This window comes from Litoribrevibacter euphylliae (assembly GCF_042646085.1).
In the GTDB taxonomy this organism is placed as follows: Bacteria; Pseudomonadota; Gammaproteobacteria; order Pseudomonadales; family Litoribrevibacteraceae; genus Litoribrevibacter; species Litoribrevibacter euphylliae.
The window spans coordinates 1,262,669-1,279,082 of record NZ_JBHRSZ010000002.1; the positions used below are offsets into that span (position 1 = coordinate 1,262,669).

At 48.1% G+C, this 16,414-nt stretch carries 15 protein-coding genes; 7 read left to right on the forward strand and 8 right to left on the reverse strand.

Translation table 11 applies throughout. The features are described from left to right. Nucleotides 1-3: 3 nt before the first annotated feature. Nucleotides 4-1,041 (reverse strand): ABC transporter substrate-binding protein, encoded by a 1,038-nt coding sequence (locus ACFOEK_RS07415; protein WP_386718417.1) that lies wholly within the window; start codon nt 1,039-1,041, stop codon nt 4-6. Nucleotides 1,042-1,467: 426 nt separating this feature from the next. Continuing rightward, a complete protein-coding gene (locus ACFOEK_RS07420) occupies nt 1,468-2,454 on the reverse strand; it encodes a GlxA family transcriptional regulator (protein WP_386718420.1) in 987 nt (328 codons plus the stop codon). Nucleotides 2,455-2,620: 166 nt separating this feature from the next. On the opposite strand from ACFOEK_RS07420, the gene ACFOEK_RS07425 reads away from it, so the two are divergent. Then, entirely contained in the window at nt 2,621-3,112 is a 492-nt protein-coding gene (locus tag ACFOEK_RS07425) for a nuclear transport factor 2 family protein (RefSeq protein WP_386718423.1), read from the forward strand. A 23-nt stretch (nt 3,113-3,135) separates the two neighbouring features. Here ACFOEK_RS07425 and ACFOEK_RS07430 read toward each other — a convergent pair whose 3' ends face one another. Continuing rightward, a complete protein-coding gene (locus tag ACFOEK_RS07430) occupies nt 3,136-4,005 on the reverse strand; it encodes a LysR substrate-binding domain-containing protein (protein ID WP_386718426.1) in 870 nt (289 codons plus the stop codon). A gap of 206 nt (nt 4,006-4,211) precedes the next feature. Between ACFOEK_RS07430 and ACFOEK_RS07435 the strand changes: the two genes are divergently transcribed. The 3 genes from ACFOEK_RS07435 to ACFOEK_RS07445 all read left to right on the forward strand — a co-directional run bounded on the left by ACFOEK_RS07435 (nt 4,212) and on the right by ACFOEK_RS07445 (nt 6,021). Further along, nucleotides 4,212-5,189 (forward strand): DMT family transporter, encoded by a 978-nt coding sequence (locus ACFOEK_RS07435; protein ID WP_386718429.1) that lies wholly within the window; start codon nt 4,212-4,214, stop codon nt 5,187-5,189. Beyond that, on the forward strand, nt 5,170-5,370 hold the full coding sequence (locus ACFOEK_RS07440) for a tautomerase family protein (protein WP_386718432.1): 201 nt from the start codon (nt 5,170-5,172) through the stop codon (nt 5,368-5,370). Before ACFOEK_RS07435 ends, ACFOEK_RS07440 begins: the two co-directional genes overlap by 20 nt. A 96-nt stretch (nt 5,371-5,466) precedes the next feature. Beyond that, nucleotides 5,467-6,021, forward strand: coding sequence for a hypothetical protein (locus ACFOEK_RS07445; protein ID WP_386718435.1), 555 nt, complete (start codon nt 5,467-5,469; stop codon nt 6,019-6,021). Here ACFOEK_RS07445 and ACFOEK_RS07450 read toward each other — a convergent pair. The 4 genes from ACFOEK_RS07450 to ACFOEK_RS07465 form a co-directional block, all read right to left on the reverse strand. Continuing rightward, nucleotides 5,991-7,811, reverse strand: a complete 1,821-nt coding sequence (locus tag ACFOEK_RS07450) for an ABC transporter transmembrane domain-containing protein (RefSeq protein WP_386718438.1) — start codon at nt 7,809-7,811, stop codon at nt 5,991-5,993. The two genes, ACFOEK_RS07445 and ACFOEK_RS07450, sit on opposite strands and share 31 nt — an antisense overlap. Before the next feature lie 72 nt (nt 7,812-7,883). Then, nucleotides 7,884-8,384 (reverse strand): M48 metallopeptidase family protein, encoded by a 501-nt coding sequence (locus tag ACFOEK_RS07455; RefSeq protein WP_386718441.1) that lies wholly within the window; start codon nt 8,382-8,384, stop codon nt 7,884-7,886. Between the two features lie 53 nt (nt 8,385-8,437). Next, nucleotides 8,438-9,919, reverse strand: coding sequence for a DUF5666 domain-containing protein (locus ACFOEK_RS07460; protein ID WP_386718444.1), 1,482 nt, complete (start codon nt 9,917-9,919; stop codon nt 8,438-8,440). After that, nucleotides 9,906-10,790 (reverse strand): DUF6502 family protein, encoded by an 885-nt coding sequence (locus ACFOEK_RS07465; RefSeq protein WP_386718446.1) that lies wholly within the window; start codon nt 10,788-10,790, stop codon nt 9,906-9,908. Before ACFOEK_RS07465 ends, ACFOEK_RS07460 begins: the two co-directional genes overlap by 14 nt. A gap of 192 nt (nt 10,791-10,982) precedes the next feature. Between ACFOEK_RS07465 and ACFOEK_RS07470 the strand changes: the two genes are divergently transcribed. The 3 genes from ACFOEK_RS07470 to ACFOEK_RS07480 all read left to right on the forward strand — a co-directional run bounded on the left by ACFOEK_RS07470 (nt 10,983) and on the right by ACFOEK_RS07480 (nt 14,279). Beyond that, entirely contained in the window at nt 10,983-12,806 is a 1,824-nt protein-coding gene (locus ACFOEK_RS07470) for a serine protease (RefSeq protein ID WP_386718449.1), read from the forward strand. 101 nt (nt 12,807-12,907) lie between these two features. Continuing rightward, the gene (locus ACFOEK_RS07475; protein WP_386718451.1) at nt 12,908-13,270 is read left to right on the forward strand and encodes a hypothetical protein; all 363 of its coding nucleotides are present in this window, start codon (nt 12,908-12,910) and stop codon (nt 13,268-13,270) included. A 52-nt stretch (nt 13,271-13,322) separates the two neighbouring features. After that, nucleotides 13,323-14,279 (forward strand): transporter, encoded by a 957-nt coding sequence (locus tag ACFOEK_RS07480; RefSeq protein WP_386718454.1) that lies wholly within the window; start codon nt 13,323-13,325, stop codon nt 14,277-14,279. Between the two features lie 92 nt (nt 14,280-14,371). On the opposite strand, the gene ACFOEK_RS07485 is transcribed toward ACFOEK_RS07480, so the two are convergent. After that, complete coding sequence (locus tag ACFOEK_RS07485; protein WP_386718457.1) at nt 14,372-16,405, reverse strand: methyl-accepting chemotaxis protein; 2,034 nt, start codon at nt 16,403-16,405, stop codon at nt 14,372-14,374. Between the last annotated feature and the right edge of the window lie 9 nt (nt 16,406-16,414).

A 16,414-nucleotide genomic window follows, 5' to 3' on the forward strand; every position in this document is an offset into this window, starting at 1 on the left:
AAGTTATTCTAGATTTCCTTGCAACGAAGCGGCTTCCGGTTTGATTTTTGCCAAAGGGCCAGGATCTAGCACCTTCATGAAATCAGGCGCTTCCGTCTTTTGAGTTCCGCCGGTTTGAACCACCCACTGCGCCTGACTCTCCAAATTCATCAGCAACGATTTATTTAAGGATAGCTTGAATATGTAGTCCGGCCACATCCAAAAAATAAAGTCGCTTTCCAAGCTCAACCGTCGGCCAATGACATTCTGGGTTTGTGACGGGTTACTGGAAATATAATCAATGGCATCACTCAAAGCACTAAGAACACACGCGCTTTTCACGGGTTGTGCTGCCATATTTTTCTTATTGCCAATCAAATTAAAACTTAATGAATAAAGATTTTTAGTCGGTAAGACATTGGCACTACCGTCCAACAGTTGAACGGTTTTATAGCCATAAGGTTCCCAAGGGACGATGGCATCGACCTCACCACTGGCCAGCATTTGAGGCATGGTATCTGGTGTTGCATTGATCAGTGTGACATTAGCTATATCAACGCCTTCGAGCGCCAGATAGGTGGTTAAGAAATACTCACTGGCGGAATTCTTATATACCGCAATTTTGCGGTTAACAAAGTCCCCGCCCTGAATTAATGAAGAATCTTCCCGCGTAATAAACTTCACATCGTTATCGGCCTGCACAAAGCTGGCTAAGGTGACAAAATCAGAACGATCAAACGCGTTATAAACGATGACCGAATCAGAACTGGTCGCAAAGTCGGCTTTTCCCGAAGCCATCATCTCAAAACTGCGTTTTCCGCCGACCACTTCCACCAGCTCTACGTTTGAACAATGGGCATCGAAATAACCCATTTCATCGGCAATAAAAACCGGAGCTGATAACGGGGTTTTGGATACCGCAATTCGAATCGCTATATCGTCATGCAAGGCGCCTCTGGAAGAGGATAAGAAGACTGCACTCACAACCAGCCCAATCAGAATCACAATGGCCAAAACCCAATAATAACGATTAGGTTTCTGTGTCATTTGCTGAATATTCAATGCCGAGCTCCTTGGAAAACTGTATGAGATGGTTAGAAACGTGTGATTACGTTCCTAGCCTATTTAATGCAAGTTCAGTGTATTTTTTTATAAACAATCTCATAAGTTTGATGAAAGAACAGCTCACTTACCAGAATACCCGAGGTAAGCTCTGTCCATCAGTTACAAGAATAGTCCAGCTCAAGTCGCTGGAAATCACTCATAACATCAGTCCAGCCGGGAATATCTGGAATAAACCAATCAACATCCCTTCGATATGAACGAAATCAACGTATGGAATAACAGCACCAACCTCAGAGTTTTTTCAGTCATTTCCTAATTTAAAATCAGGCAAAGACTTACACATACAACTTACATCTGTAAGGCGGCTGGGATGCTCAAAACCTTAGAGAACGGCATCCGCACCTATATAGAGCACACAAACCTCTACCTTCTGCCTGACAAGTGAAAGACACTTTGGTCTCGATACTCTGAAGGCGCCACCCCCACAGTGCGCTTAAATAGCTTGCGGAAAAAACGCACATCCTCATAGCCAACGCTTAAGGCAATTTGCTCAACACTGTCGTTGCTTTTGGATAATAAACGCTTTGCTTGCTCGATTCGTAGCGCTTGCAGATACTCCAACGGCGCTTTGCCCGTCGCCTGTTTAAAACGACGCTTAAACTGACGTTCACTGAGATGAACACCCTCTGCCAACCCTGCGACTGAGGCATGTTTCCATTGCTGTTCCAGAGCATCCTGAACCTGATGAATCACCGTGTCCTGATGTTGTCGCGATGGCATAAAGTGCATGTATTTCAGCTGACTGATTCGATCCAAGTCGATCAACATCAATTTAGCGACCTGTTCAGCCACTAAGTCGCCATAATCGTTTCGAATCAACATCAAGGTGATGTCCTGATAACTACTGGCACCGCCAGAACACCAGAGGTCATTTTCACGAGTGATCATTTGCGAGCAATCCAGGCGCACCTTGGGGTAAAGACGCTGAAAAGCCTCGGAGGTTGCCCAATGCGTGGTCGCACTCACCCCATCTAACACACCGGTCGCCGCCAACAAAAATGCGCCCGTACAAACACTGACTAAACGAGCCCCTTGCTGATGTTGCTGTCGCAGCCAAACTAAGGTTTTCGGATCAAAATTCAAGCTTCGCTCGTTGGGCTGACCAATGGCACCAATCACAATGCAATCATAACGTCGCGAAACCTCAATACTAGACGCGCCCTGAAGCTCTAAACCTCCCAAGCAAGGTAACGGCTGAGCGTTTTCTGAGACAATCGAAACATGTAAACGTTGTTCTTTCGCCACCAAAGAGTTGGCCAGAGCCAACATTTCTAGCGGTCCCGAGACCGACGTCAAAGGCCCGCCTCTCGGAGCAAAAATGGCAATGGACTTGATCGCAGTAGAGTTCATCGTAAGCACTCTCACCTAATTTTTAGTTCTTAATAACCCAATAAGACACATTCAACTACCTAAGTTGTCATTTATGTCACTTATCACCCTGAAACACAAGGGACTAAAATACAAACCATCAGGAACCAACACGATCTATAGAAACCAAAAGAAAAGAGAAATCACCATGGCCCAGCAGCAAACCAACGAACATAAAGCACTGATTGAAACACTGTACCGAGCTTTCCAGGCTAAAGACTTTAAAACCATGGGCGAGTGTTATCACCCAGACGCCTATTTCAAAGACGAAGCGTTTGAACTCAGGGGTAAGGAAATCGCGGCCATGTGGCACATGCTGGTGTCACGCGGTAAAGACCTGACGCTGGAGTTTTCTGTGTCAGAAAAGGCTGGCAACATCACCGCACACTGGGAGCCTAAATATACCTTCAGTCAGAGCGGCCGTTATGTGCATAACATCATTGATGCCGAATTCGAGTTCAAAGACGGTAAGATCTCTCGTCATCGTGATCGTTTCAATTTCTGGCGCTGGAGTCGCCAAGCCATAGGGGCTCCTGGCTATCTGTTGGGCTGGTCTGACTTTTTCCATAACAAAGTCCGAGCCACCGCCGGCGGCAGCCTTAAGGACTTTATCAAAAAACATCCTGAATACAGTAACTAGAGCCTGCAGGCATAAGCCCATATCTATTGGATGTTTGAGGCCGCTTGAAGAATGTCTAAATACGCAGAGACACTGGGACGCACCGTGTCTTTGCGCCAAATGGCGGTCGATACAGTATCAGCGATGGTATCGGGTAACGCGTGGGTATTAAGATCCTTAGCAAAGGGATACAGCTCCAACAACTTTTCGGGCACTAATCCCACGCCCATCCCTGCGGTGACACAATTCAGCAAGGTGTGATAAGAATTGATTTCGACCACTTTCGCCGTCAGTTTCCCTTGTTTCACCCATTGGGTCAGACGATTACGATAGGCGCATTGGCTGCTGAACCCGAGAAGCGTGAGATCATCTCCCAGCTGCTTAGGGTCAGAAATATCAGTGGTCGCTTTATCGGATACCAACACCAAACGTTCCTCAAAGATCGGCAGACGATGCAAACGTGCATCGTCTAATGGATCAGCCACCAACGCCACATCCAATTGCCCGTTCAAGACTTTGTCGATGAGATCGCCGGTAGGTCGCGTAGTGACTTCCAAGGTCACCTCCGGATAAGCCTTGTGATAATCGTATAAGACACTGCTCAGTCGCGACGCCGCCACCGCCTCCATCGAACCGACACGCAGCACGCCGGTCGGCACATCACTGTTGAGGTGCTCGACCGCCTGATCCGCCAACGACAAAATACGTTGGGCATAACTCAGTAATTGCTCGCCTTCCTGGGAAATTCTCAACCGGTTCTTTTCACGATGAAACAGATCCCGCCCTAATTCCAACTCCAACTTCTGAATGCGGGCAGTAATGTTAGATGGTACACGATGCAGCATTTCTGCGGCTTTACTGATCCCGCCTTGTTCCGCGACCGTACAAAACACCTTTAGATCCGACAATTCCATGAGTGTCTCCTAGCACATTGTCTTAGCACAAACCTAGTAATTCATTATTTATGAAAGATAAGTTCATTATTATTCAATATCAATGAAAAAATATTCTCACTATAGTTCTAAGCACGCCCAACTCTTTGCTAAGAATCTTTGTTAAGACACTTTGCTAAGACTTTTGCCAACACACTAAGTCAAAGCACTTGCCAGGAACGCTCGTTATGAAACACCCCTCGAATCATCAGAAATACGCCTCTTTGTTGACGAATAAACAAGCGGGCTACGTGTGTGCAGCATTGGCTGTATTGATCTGGTCGGGGTTTATTTTGGTGTCGCGACAGGGCGGGATAAGTGCACTGACCGCCTATGATGTCATCGCCATTCGTTACAGCGTGTGTAGCCTGATTCTGTTTCCGCTGTGGTTGGTTTATCGCTTCAAGCTTTGGCAACCCAAACTCATCATCAGCAGTTTGGTTGGTGCACTGCTCTATGCCTTATTTGCATTTAACGGCTTTGAATCCACACCGGCATCCCACTCGGCGGTGTTACTTCCGGGGTTAATGCCGATCGCCATTAGCTTGATGTCGATCCCGTTATTAGGTAGCCAAATTCCAAAACAAAAGTGGTTGGGCTTATCCATCATTACCTTGGGTGTGCTGTTACTGTTCTGGCAGGCGTGGCAAACCACCGATACACAAACAGGGCTTCAACTCGGACATGGGTTTATTTTGGCCGCCGGATTGTGCTGGGCACTCTATTCGGTGTTATTGAGTAAATGGCACATCACGCCATGGCAGGCCACCGTCAGCTTGGCGCTCATCACGTTCTGCTTGTACATGCCAATTTACCTGCTGTGGTTACCGTCCGAGATTTCTTTCCAACAGCTGACACCAGCACTCTGGCAGGAAATCGCATTGCAAGCGGTATATCAAGGCATTCTCGCGACCATTATCCAGATGCTGCTGTATGTGCGCGCGGTACAAACCATCGGCGCACAGTCAATGGGCGCGATGATGGCGTTAGTACCGATCTTGGCCGGTTTGGCCGCCACCGTAATTTTTAACGAACCACTTACACCGTTACTAGCCACGGCCTTTATCACCGTCAGCTTTGGCGTGTGGGTGACCAACCAAGCACACCTTATTTTCAACCGAACTTTGTGGACGAAGGAGCCTCAACATGCCGTACGTAAACATTAAGATCACCGACGAACAAGTGACCCCAGAACAGAAACAAGCCTTGATCGAAGGCGCAACACAACTGCTAGTGGATGTACTCAACAAGAACCCAAAAACCACCTTTGTGATTATTGAAGAAGTGAACACAGATAATTGGGGAATTGGCGGCCAAACAGTGACGCATCTTCGAAAACAATCTTAGGGCGCTTTGTCAGGGATGGCACTTTATTAAATTGCACTTTAAAAGATTCCCAAGGATACTGGCGACCCTCTTGTTAACGATGAAAGGCCTGAATTAGTGACTATGACTCTGTGGATGACGCTCGTTATCGCCTTGTTACTGTTGATTCTGGTCTTCATCGTGATCGGCACACTGCACTCCGGCATCTCGCCTATGCCCAGTTCGAAGAAAGCTTATCAAGCCATGGAAACCATGGCCGATCAAACGGGGAATACACCGTTAGTGGATCTCGGCAGTGGTTGGGGAAATCTTGCGCTTCGTCTAGCTAAGCGATATCCAGATCGGCAGGTGTATGGTTACGAAGTATCCTGGATACCCTTTCTCTTCAGCGTGATGATGAAAAAGCTATTAAAGCTGGATAACCTAACTCTGGCTCGACAAGACTTCTTTACGGCCGATTGGCCAGACAACGCCACCCTACTTTGCTACCTCTTTCCCGGCGCTATGCAACGGGTGGCAGACGTTCTGAAACAGGACAAGACCTCAGTGGACTATGTGATTTGCAATAACTTTGCCCTGCCAGGACACCAACCAGAGCAAAGCATGCAAATTCAAGACTTCTACCGCTCACCGATCTATTTTTATCGACTTGCCTCAATTACTTCATCTTGAAGCGACTCACTGAGTACCTGATCACTATCAACCGATGGCACACTTTGATTGAACTGTAATTCCGCAAGACGCGCATACAAGGGTGAGCTCGACAACAATTGCTGATGAGTCCCGATATCCACCAACTTGCCATGATCAAACACGGCAATGCGATCCACATGAGCAACCGTTGCCAAACGGTGAGCGATGATGAAGGTCGTCCGATTCTTCATTAATTCATCCAATGCTTGCTGAACCAGATACTCACTTTGTGCATCCAAGGCACTGGTGGCTTCGTCCAATAACAGAATCTTAGGATCACGAAGAATCGCTCGGGCAATGGCCAAGCGTTGCTTCTGACCGCCGGACAATTTAACGCCCTGCTCGCCCAGGAAGGACTGGTAGCCATCCGGCAATTGCATGATGAACTCATGGGCATGAGCCGCCTTTGCGGCTTCAATCACTTCGGCTTCTGTGGCATCCGGACGACCGTATCTCAAGTTCTCCCACACTGAGGTGCTGAACAACACAGGTTGTTGAGGTACCAGTGCAAAGTAGGATCTGAGTTCTTTAGGATCAAGCCTATCAATGGCTCGCCCATCAATTGAGATTTGACCGAATTTAGGGTCTCGGAAGCGCAACAGCAAATCAAACAGTGTCGATTTTCCTGCACCAGACGGCCCCACCAAGGCGATACGTTCGCCACTTTTGACCGATAAACTGAGCTGATCAATAGCATTTTGTGCAGGTCGTGATGGGTAGCTGAACGACACCTGATCAAACACCACCTCACCTGCTAAGTTGTCAGAGCTTTCTGATTTACTGCTCTGACTTGCAGTCGGTTCATCTGCTCTGGAAACAATTTCCGGTTCGGTATCCAGCAACTCACGAATGCGCTCTGCCGCCCCTGCTGCTCGCTGTACTTCACCATAAACTTCCGTCACCGCCGCCAGAGAGGCCGCCACCATAATGGCATAAAACACGAACGCCCCAAGCTCGCCCGCCGACAGCTGGCCCGACAACACATCGCTACCGCCCACATACAACATGCCTGCGATAGACCCCATCACCAACACCATCACCAAGGCAATTAACAGTGCACGCTGACGAATACGTTTCAAGGCCACACTGAAGGCGCCTTCCGCGGCCACCGAAAACTGCTGGCTGACCAAGTCTTCACGAGTAAAGGCTTGTACGACTTTAATGTTTTGAAGGCTTTCTCCGGCCCAAGCACCCACCGACGCCACTTTATCCTGACTCTCGCGAGACAGCTTCTTCACCTTGCGACCAAAGAAAATCAGAGGAAAGACAATAAAAGGCACCACCAAGAGTACGATCAGAGACAACTTCACATTGCTGTAGAACATCAGCCCCAAGCCGCCGATGAAGGTTAAGCTGTTTCGAAGTGCAAAGGAAAAAGACGAGCCAATCACCGTTTGCAGTAAAGTGGTATCTGTGGTGATTCGGCTTTGAATTTCACCGCTGAGATTGTCTTCAAAAAAGCTCGGAGAGAGTTTTAACAAATGTTGATAGAGACGTTTTCGAATGTCTGCGACGACACGCTCGCCCAGCCAAGACACCATATAGAATCGGAAATAAGCACCAATCGACAAGGCCACCACGATGACACCAAACATCAACAAGGCATCAGCCAGACCATCCAGCGACTGCGCCGCAAAGCCTTGATCGAGCATTAAACGGACACCTTGTCCAAGCGACAGAGTCAGCGCGGTGGTTGCCAACAAGGCAATGGCCGCAATGACCAAGCGTGTTCGATAGGGTTTTACAAAAGACCAAAGCCAGGACAGCATTTGCGTACTCCAAAAGAGATAAATTCATACAATCCGCTGGCAAGGGTGCGTATTCTCAAACTGATCAGCAGGTCAGTAGATCGCGCCAAAAAATTCAATTTGCGTCAAATACAAGCGGCTTTCAAATTCCAATTGATGGTAATCGGGGAGCATGTGTTCGCAGAGTTTATAGAAGGCTTTGTTATGATCTTTTTCTTTAAGATGCGCCAACTCATGCACCACTATCATATTTAATAAGGGCTCTGGCGCTTTTTTAAACAGGGTACTGACACGAATTTCATTTTTACTTTTTAACTTGCCGCCCTGTACCTGAGATTTATAGGTATGCAGCCCCAAAGCATGATTCACTACATGAATTTTATTGTCATAGACCACTTTGTTTAACGGGCCGGATTTACGCATGTACTGATTTTTTAAGTCCATTGCGTAATCACGTAACGCGCCATCGTTAGTAATGTCGTGCGGCTGTGGGTATTTTTTCAACAGAAAGCTGGCCAACCGATTTTTTTCTAACAACGACTGAACCTGTTGTTGAACATTGGGGGCGTATGCGGATAGGTATTTCAGGGACATGCAGCTTAACCAAAGATCATCACGAAAGATATCAAGTATACATCAACCAGCGTTTATTCTTCGTACACCTCTTCGTACTCTATCTCTTCGTCGTAATAGTCATCACTGTATTCATCATAATACTCATCCTGGTATTCCTGATCATCATCAAAAAATTCATCATCTAGAAATTCGTCTTCGATTATCTCGTCATCAACCATCTCGTCATCAAAATAATCATCCGCAGACCAGTCGTCCTCAGGAAGCAGATCATAATAGTCGTCGCCCTCTTCGATCCACAGGTCGTACGCCTCATACGCGCCATCCTCAAGCTGCTGGGCATTGATCCGAACCGGCTCGTCGTCCCAATCGCCGTTCGTGAAGTCCAGCACTTCCGGTAAGCTGAATATTTGCCCACCGACATTAATGGCACCGTCGAGGTCTTCTTCGAAAATATACCCTTCGTAAATGAGTTCATTGACCCGCTCAAAAATCACATCAATGGAATCCTGATCGAGTTGTTCAACCACCAGCTGATCACCGTCCAGTACCCCACTGATCAGTACACGATTACCGAGATAATCAGAATCGTCGGTATCCAACAACGCCGGATCAATCACCAACCCTTGATCATGGATTTGCCACTGACCGGTATCCGACTGAGACAAAGGCCCGATCAACTCGAGCTGTGTCACGGTATCCACCACATCCAAACGACTGGCGATGATGTCGCCATCCGGCTGACGCAGACCACTCACTTGAATATGGGATCCGACCCCCAGATCCGCCAACATCAATGACTGCCCGGTACGTCGATCAACGATGGCCGTCCGCTCACTCACAAACACGTCCTGATTGAGAATTTGAAGGCGATCATCCTTAGACGATATGCGGCTGACAGGCCCGACCACTTCATACACGATGTCGATGGCTTTTGCCTGGAAGTTAGAGCGATCCGCTTTGCGGTGATCGTCACCAAAGAACACTTCTTGCGGAGAATGCCAGCTTTCGGTATCGACCGGCTCCTCTTGATAGCGCTGAGAAGTCACCGCGACGACTTGCCCAAGCTCAAAATCACCCGAGGTCGCCGGTTGCTGATTGATGGTAATCGGCGTGTACTGGTCAAAGGTCACGCGCGTGTTATTAACCCAAATACTGCCGAAACCAGTAATGGTGCCAACGATACCAGTGCCACCAATACCGCCGGTACCTGAGCCTTCACCAGACTGTGCATCATCTAACTGTGCTTGCTGGCCTGTACCGCCAATGCCATTGTCTAGCGCCTTGCCAGTACCTCCGATGCCTTGTTCCGATACGACTCCGGTTCCACCAATGCCGCCGCCAATAGCACCAGCGATCCCCTTACTCGCGAGACCATTATCCGCAAGACCATCAGCAACACGATTCTCATTCGAAATAACGCCCGTACCACCGATGCCACCGCTGTTATTTCCGCCATTACCAGAGTGTTGTGTCAGAACATCATGAGGCGTAACGCAGCCGACCAGCGTCAACAGGCACCATAACGCCACCTGGATCAACTTAGAGATGTTCATCCGTTTTCTCTGACGTGAGTTCATGGAAGAAATAAAAGCCCAAGTTCATGCGTTGCGACGGGTTAGTATTCGAGTCTTGAACATTGGACTCATTGGCTTGCAAAGCCTGTAACTCCAAAGCGCGCTTATTAAGAGCTTCCAACATCGCCATGCCTTGCGCTTCAGCCAACTGTTTTAATTCCTGAATAGCCTCATCAGTCAACCCATCGTAATAGACACAGCGCTCCACAAACGGCGGCTTGTTTGAACGCAGGTTTTGACTGGCGGCTTCCAAATGATCCGTCAGATTCATACCGAGAAAGAAGGCTTTTTCATCCAAACTGGTATCTGCAATAAAGGCTTTTTTGTTGAGTTCTACCCAGTGACCGTCAACCAGCGTAGCCATACCCACCCGTTGCCATTCATCCAAAACCACTCGCGCTCGAATGTCTTGTTTACAGACGCTGGCAACCAGAGTTTCAAAATCAGCGTCCCCCGGCTGTTCAGACTTAAACGGCAATCGCTTGGGATTTCCTTCCGCGTCCAGATATTCTGCTTTAGAAATCCACCGAGCAACCAATTGAGCACCAATACTGGTGTTGCTTTCGGCAACGCAATCCTGAGTGTCAGAATTCCGAAGACGACGGGTATCTTTTCGATGAACCCCCGTCAGCAGACTGATACGGGTATCGGTTTGTTTCTTGTTATCCAGTTTGAAATCTTCATCGGCGACTTCCACGTAGGTTCGTTTCAGCAGCTCAATCAAATACGGCAGGGTAATTTGGAACGACAACAACAGACGCACTAAAGGCCTAAGCAGCTTCTTCAGCGCCGATAACACCGCTTTTGGTGGCTCTGCGGCATCGCTTGAGATTGGGGGTTTAGCAGACATAGTGCCAATCATAGCTCCATGAGGGATTTATTCCCACCCAAATTTCATTTCTGTGATTCATTCGTCGGTCTGATAAGAATTTTAGTCGTTTTATTTTGACAAGGGAAATTTTCCCACATATTTTTAAAAACACAAAACAAGGGAAATTTTCCCACAACATAAAAAACAACACAGAAAGCGGAGACTAACCTTATGAGCATCCGATTCACTAAAGCAGCGTTAACCCTGGCAGTATCCAGTGCCCTGGCAACCTCCACCCAAGCAGCGCCACAATTGGCGTCTCAAGCAACCTTAGATAGCGGGAAAGATACCCGTATGATCCGAATCATTGGCGGCTCCGATGCCGTTGCGAATACCTATCCATGGATGGTTTCCGTACAGAACACCGGTGACCAACAGCACTTTTGTGGTGCCAGCCTAGTGGCCTCAAAATACGTACTGACCGCAGCGCACTGCATCGAGAATGAGAGTGCCGTCAATCTACAGGTCGTCATCAGCGAGTACGATCTGAATCAGCAAAGCGCTGAGGAAGAAAAACTCACCGTGAAGAACATCTATATGCACGGGGAATATGGCGACGATCACGACATCGCCTTACTGGAGCTCAGCACGGCATCAGCTAAAGCACCTCTGACTCTGGCCACTCCAGATGCTATGAGCGCACTGGCTGTAGGCGCCAACCTAACGGTGATGGGTTGGGGCAATCGCTCTACCTCAGGCGAAGACTTCCCGACCATTTTGCAGGAAGTACAAGTGCCACTAGCAGATCACGCCACCTGTAAAACCAATTATCAAGGACTTGGCATTGAGATCACCGACAATATGGTGTGTGCCGGATTAACCACTGGCGGAAAAGACTCATGCCAGGGTGATAGCGGTGGCCCTCTGGTATTCCAAAAAGATTCGGATTGGGTGCAAGCAGGCGTTGTAAGTTTCGGCGAAGGGTGTGCACAAGCAGACTACTTTGGCGTCTATACCAAGGTCTCCAACTACCAGGAGTGGATTGCCAAAGCCCAGGCAGGCGAGCTCGACCCTTACGTCAATGATGGTTCTGGGGGCGGAGACCCTGACGGTGGCGTTGATGATCATGATGACGACGGGATTGATTTACCTGACTTTGACTACGAAGACTCACCCTTTGAATTACCACCTTATTTGGGCTTCCTCGCAGCAGGTCAAGGAGAAACCGTTGAAGAGGCCGTTTATGTATTTAACAACACAGAACAAGACATCACCATTCAAGGCATCAACCTCGACAACACCACTAATTTCAATATTTTGGAAAACCATTGCGACGGTGCAACCCTTGAGCAAGAAAAGGAATGTGAAATCCTGATCGGCTTCTCGGCTCAAGACAGCGAGGTACATGAAGGTATTTTAACCATCTCAACTACAGACTCTGACACACCAACCGCAGAAGTTGAGTTGTTTGGAGTCGCTCTCGATAAATTGGACGTTACCGACGATTTCGATGGCATGGAAGGTTTAGACAATGAAGAATGGTACTTCGATGGCGACACTCAATGGTCCGAAGACTCTGAGGACGGCGGTTTTGAACTGTCCTGTGATCAGGTTGATGAAAACGAAGATGCCTTGTTAATGACCGAGATCGAAGGCCCAGGCGAATTCGAGTTTGATGTAAATCTCGAAGGCGATGCGCCACTCAACGCCATTCACTTCATGGTCGACGGCGAAGTGGTCATGACCATCTCAGGCTCTCGGGCGACTTCTCGTGGTAAGCACCACAGCACCACACTGACCGAGGGCAAGCATCAGGTAGGCTGGGTATATCGTAAAAAGTCAGCCAACTCTGCCAGCGCCAAAGCCAGCGTCAGCAATGTAAAGTTCAAAAGCACCAAGAACAGTACACCAGCAGCATCAGCATCAGCATCAAACGCCGACTCAGGCTCAAAAAGTTCCGGCGGTGGCAGTTCTGATCTGTGGTTCCTGTCCGTACTAAGTCTATTAGGCTTGGGCTTATTCACACGAAAAGCCGGTAAGAAAGCTCAGAAGTAAGTAAATTCGATCCTTTTCTTCTAAGAACCCTTCGTTAGCGTAACGTGCGCTAGGGCGATCTCAATGTGAGATCGCCCGCCTTTTTTGATCAGGAGCCTACGATGTACAAGATCAAATACGCCCCCATCAAGTTCGTTATGATTGCAATGATCGCCGGTTGTTCTACCTGCGTCTCAGCACAATCAAACGCGCCCCTTGAACCACTTCATGCCATTTTTCTGGAACGTGATAACCAAAGCCTTGCCGTACACTTCAAAGCCATCAGTCACGGCTGCACCACCACACAAGACTTTGAGTTAACCATCAAAGAAAGTAATGAAATCAACCAACTCTCAATTACACGCTTGAGACCAGATCGTTGTCGCAAGATGCCCAAGTTGGTGTCTCTAACCAAGCGATTAAGGTACGACGAAATTAACGCGTCTTTACCTATACAACTCAAAAACCATTTGTTTATCAAGTAGCTAACATCCCCCTATACTTAGGGGCTGAACACACCACTTAGTTGTAGAGCTGATGACCCGACACCGTTTTAATAAGCATCCAACCCCGTTAACCGCCTTGTCAGGTGCAACAACCCTGACCTTAGTGTTATCGAGTATTTCGGGTCACAGCTCTGCCGACGCACCGTCGGCGACTCAAGCCAACGAACACAACCGTCCACCGCTTACAACACCATCTGAACCTAGAACGACAGCGAAACAGACACCATCTTCCGCCCCCAAGAGACTGACCCGCACCACCACCCATGAAAAGCTTACCTTTGCAGTAGGCAGTTATTTCAGCCACGGAGATTACAGCTCGACCAAACCTACGGATGTCATCAGTGTACCGTTTCGCATCAGCTATCAAAGAAATCAGTGGAGCTTCAACGCCCAGCTGCCCTATCTCCACATATCCGGCCCTGAAAATGTTTTGGTTATTCGGGAAGGCGGAGAAACCGTCGTCGAAGCCAGTGATCAGGATACTCAGCGCCAAGGCTTTGGAGATCTTCGGCTGTCTTCACAGTATGTTCTGCCTTGGCAACCCATCAACAAGGCGCGCTGGCATCTGGGAGGCGGAGTAAAAGTACCCACCGCGGACGAAAACGAAAATCTCGGAACAGGTGAATTTGACTATCACCTCTACACTGGCGGTTACTACCGACAAGGCAGCTGGATCATGGATGGTAAGGTAGGCCATCAGTGGATGGGCGATACTAACGACACCGATTACAACAATCGTGTGTTTTTCTCCCTAGGCGGCCGACACCTGCTCAGTCGTAGCCAAAGCATCAGCCTGCACTACAGCCATAAGGATGCGTCGTCGGATCGCAGCGAAGCGGTTGAGTCACTGACCGCCAGTTTTCATCAAAAGCTCAATTATGGTTGGAAAGTCAGCTTTTCCGCAGGCATGGGGTTAAGTGATTCCAGTGCCGATGTGTTCGGTGGTTTGCAGATCAGTAAAAGCTTGATTCGAAAAAGACGTCGCTAAGCGTTCTCTTTAATACCAGCCTCTTTAAATCCCCGCTATCCAAGCACAAAAAAGGCCTCAATCATGAGGCCTCTTCGATAACAATCAGCGTATTACACTTTAAACGCGCTGATCAGTTCTTGTAACGAGCTGGTTAATTGCGCCATTTCCGCCGAAGCGCGAGCGGTACTTTCGGCGTCACCAGAGGTTTCCTGGCTTAAATCGGAAATGGAGTTAATGTTGCGATCAATCTCCACTACCACTTTGGTTTGTTCACTACAGGCCAATGCAATCTGTTGGCTCATCGCGGTAATAGAACTGATCATGCTGGTGATATTACCGAGTACTTCACCAACTTTACCAGATTCATCCACGGTTTGAGTGGCTCGATCGTGACTGACTTCCATCGCTTTTACTGCGTCCTTCACACCGGATTGCAGGCGGGAAATCATTTCTTCAATTTCTTCGGTAGATGATTGTGTACGCTGCGCCAGAGTACGCACTTCGTCTGCAACCACAGCGAAACCACGCCCTTGCTCACCAGCACGAGCAGCCTCAATAGCCGCGTTCAACGCCAATAGGTTGGTTTGTTCGGCAATGCCTTTAATCACATCCAAGACTTGACTGATATTGGCGCTGTCTTTTGCCACTCGGTTAATCACAGATACTGAGTTTTCAATTTCAGAAGCTAATACATCAATATTTTTCAGCGCTGCATCGACCTGATGCGAACCGGTATTGGCTTCTTGCATTGCAGACTCCGCTTCCTTGGTCGCTTGGCCTGCATTCTGTTCAACTTGTTGTACCTGAGCGGTCAGCTCATTTACTGCCACCGTCACTTGTTCGGTTTCCTGCATTTGGCGATCCACCGAATCACGACTTTTGGTCGAGATCGACTCTAACTTACTGGATTGAGTATCCACTTCCACCGCGGTCATACTGACCGCTTGGATCAGGTCATGAATGCGCTGCACCATGGTATTAAATTCGGTGGTTAGCTGGCCCATTTCATCGCGGGTTTGAAGGTTCATTCGTACCTTCATATCACCATTAGACACCATGGTAGCTGATTCACGGAAGCTGTTGATGGTTTCGTTTACAGATACGTAAAACGCCAAGAACATCAGTAATACAATCACCAGTAATACAGTGATTGCGATTAAAAACATACGCAAGGTCGAGCTTTGTTCTTCGTATCGGTTTTCCAGAATACGGTTCATCAACGGTGTAACCGTGCCGTTCATTACCTGGAATAAGGTATCCACATAGCCAGAAATATCGCTATAAAAGTTATCCCACGAACCTTCGAGCTGCATGGCTGAAATCAGACGCTCATCGAGATAGCCCATCATGTCGTTCATGCCGCTGGCAAGATTCATTACCGGCTCTTCCAGGGCTCGTGCCAAACGAGGATCTTCTTCCATCAATACGCCCACATCTTTGTCAAAGCGCCCTAGCGCGTCAACAAAACCGTCATAGGCATCGTTTAGAGAGTCAGACGTTCCAGAATCCAGGAAACCGGCATTGAATGCCACCATACCGGTAGCACGCACTTTAGCAACCAATGGAGAAAATTCTGGGTAGAGACGAATCAGCATTTCTTGAAGAGATAACACGGCTGGATCAGGCGCTTGAGCCAACCCCGATGCACGGGTGGTGGTTTTTAGGATGCGGATAATCGGATTAAGCATGTCCTGATAACGCTTAACCTGCTCGTCGGAATAGTAATCACGGATATTGTCAGTTTTGAGCTTTTGCCAGCTTTCATTCGCCAAACCGAGTTGAGTAACGATACGACCATCTTTATCCCAACGTGGTTGCCATTCAGACAGTTTACTGAAGGCGCTCTCGACCTTGGCTTCAGTATCGGCAATTAGACCGCGCATGTCTTCGTTGCCTTTATAGACATACGCTGCTTTTAAATCCCGGTATTCTGCAGTGACTCGCAATAGCGCGAAGGTGTCCTCGAGAATGGCCACACCTTCAAGCTGACTTTCCGTCGCTTCGATGTCTGCTTCTAGTTCTTCAACTAAGCCGTAGCTTAATAACAACAAAGGGAGCAGGAACATGACGTTGATGAGACTGAATTTGTATGCGTAATTCAGTTGATTCATCAACTTTACAAAAGGACGTATGATCAGCTTCATAAATACACC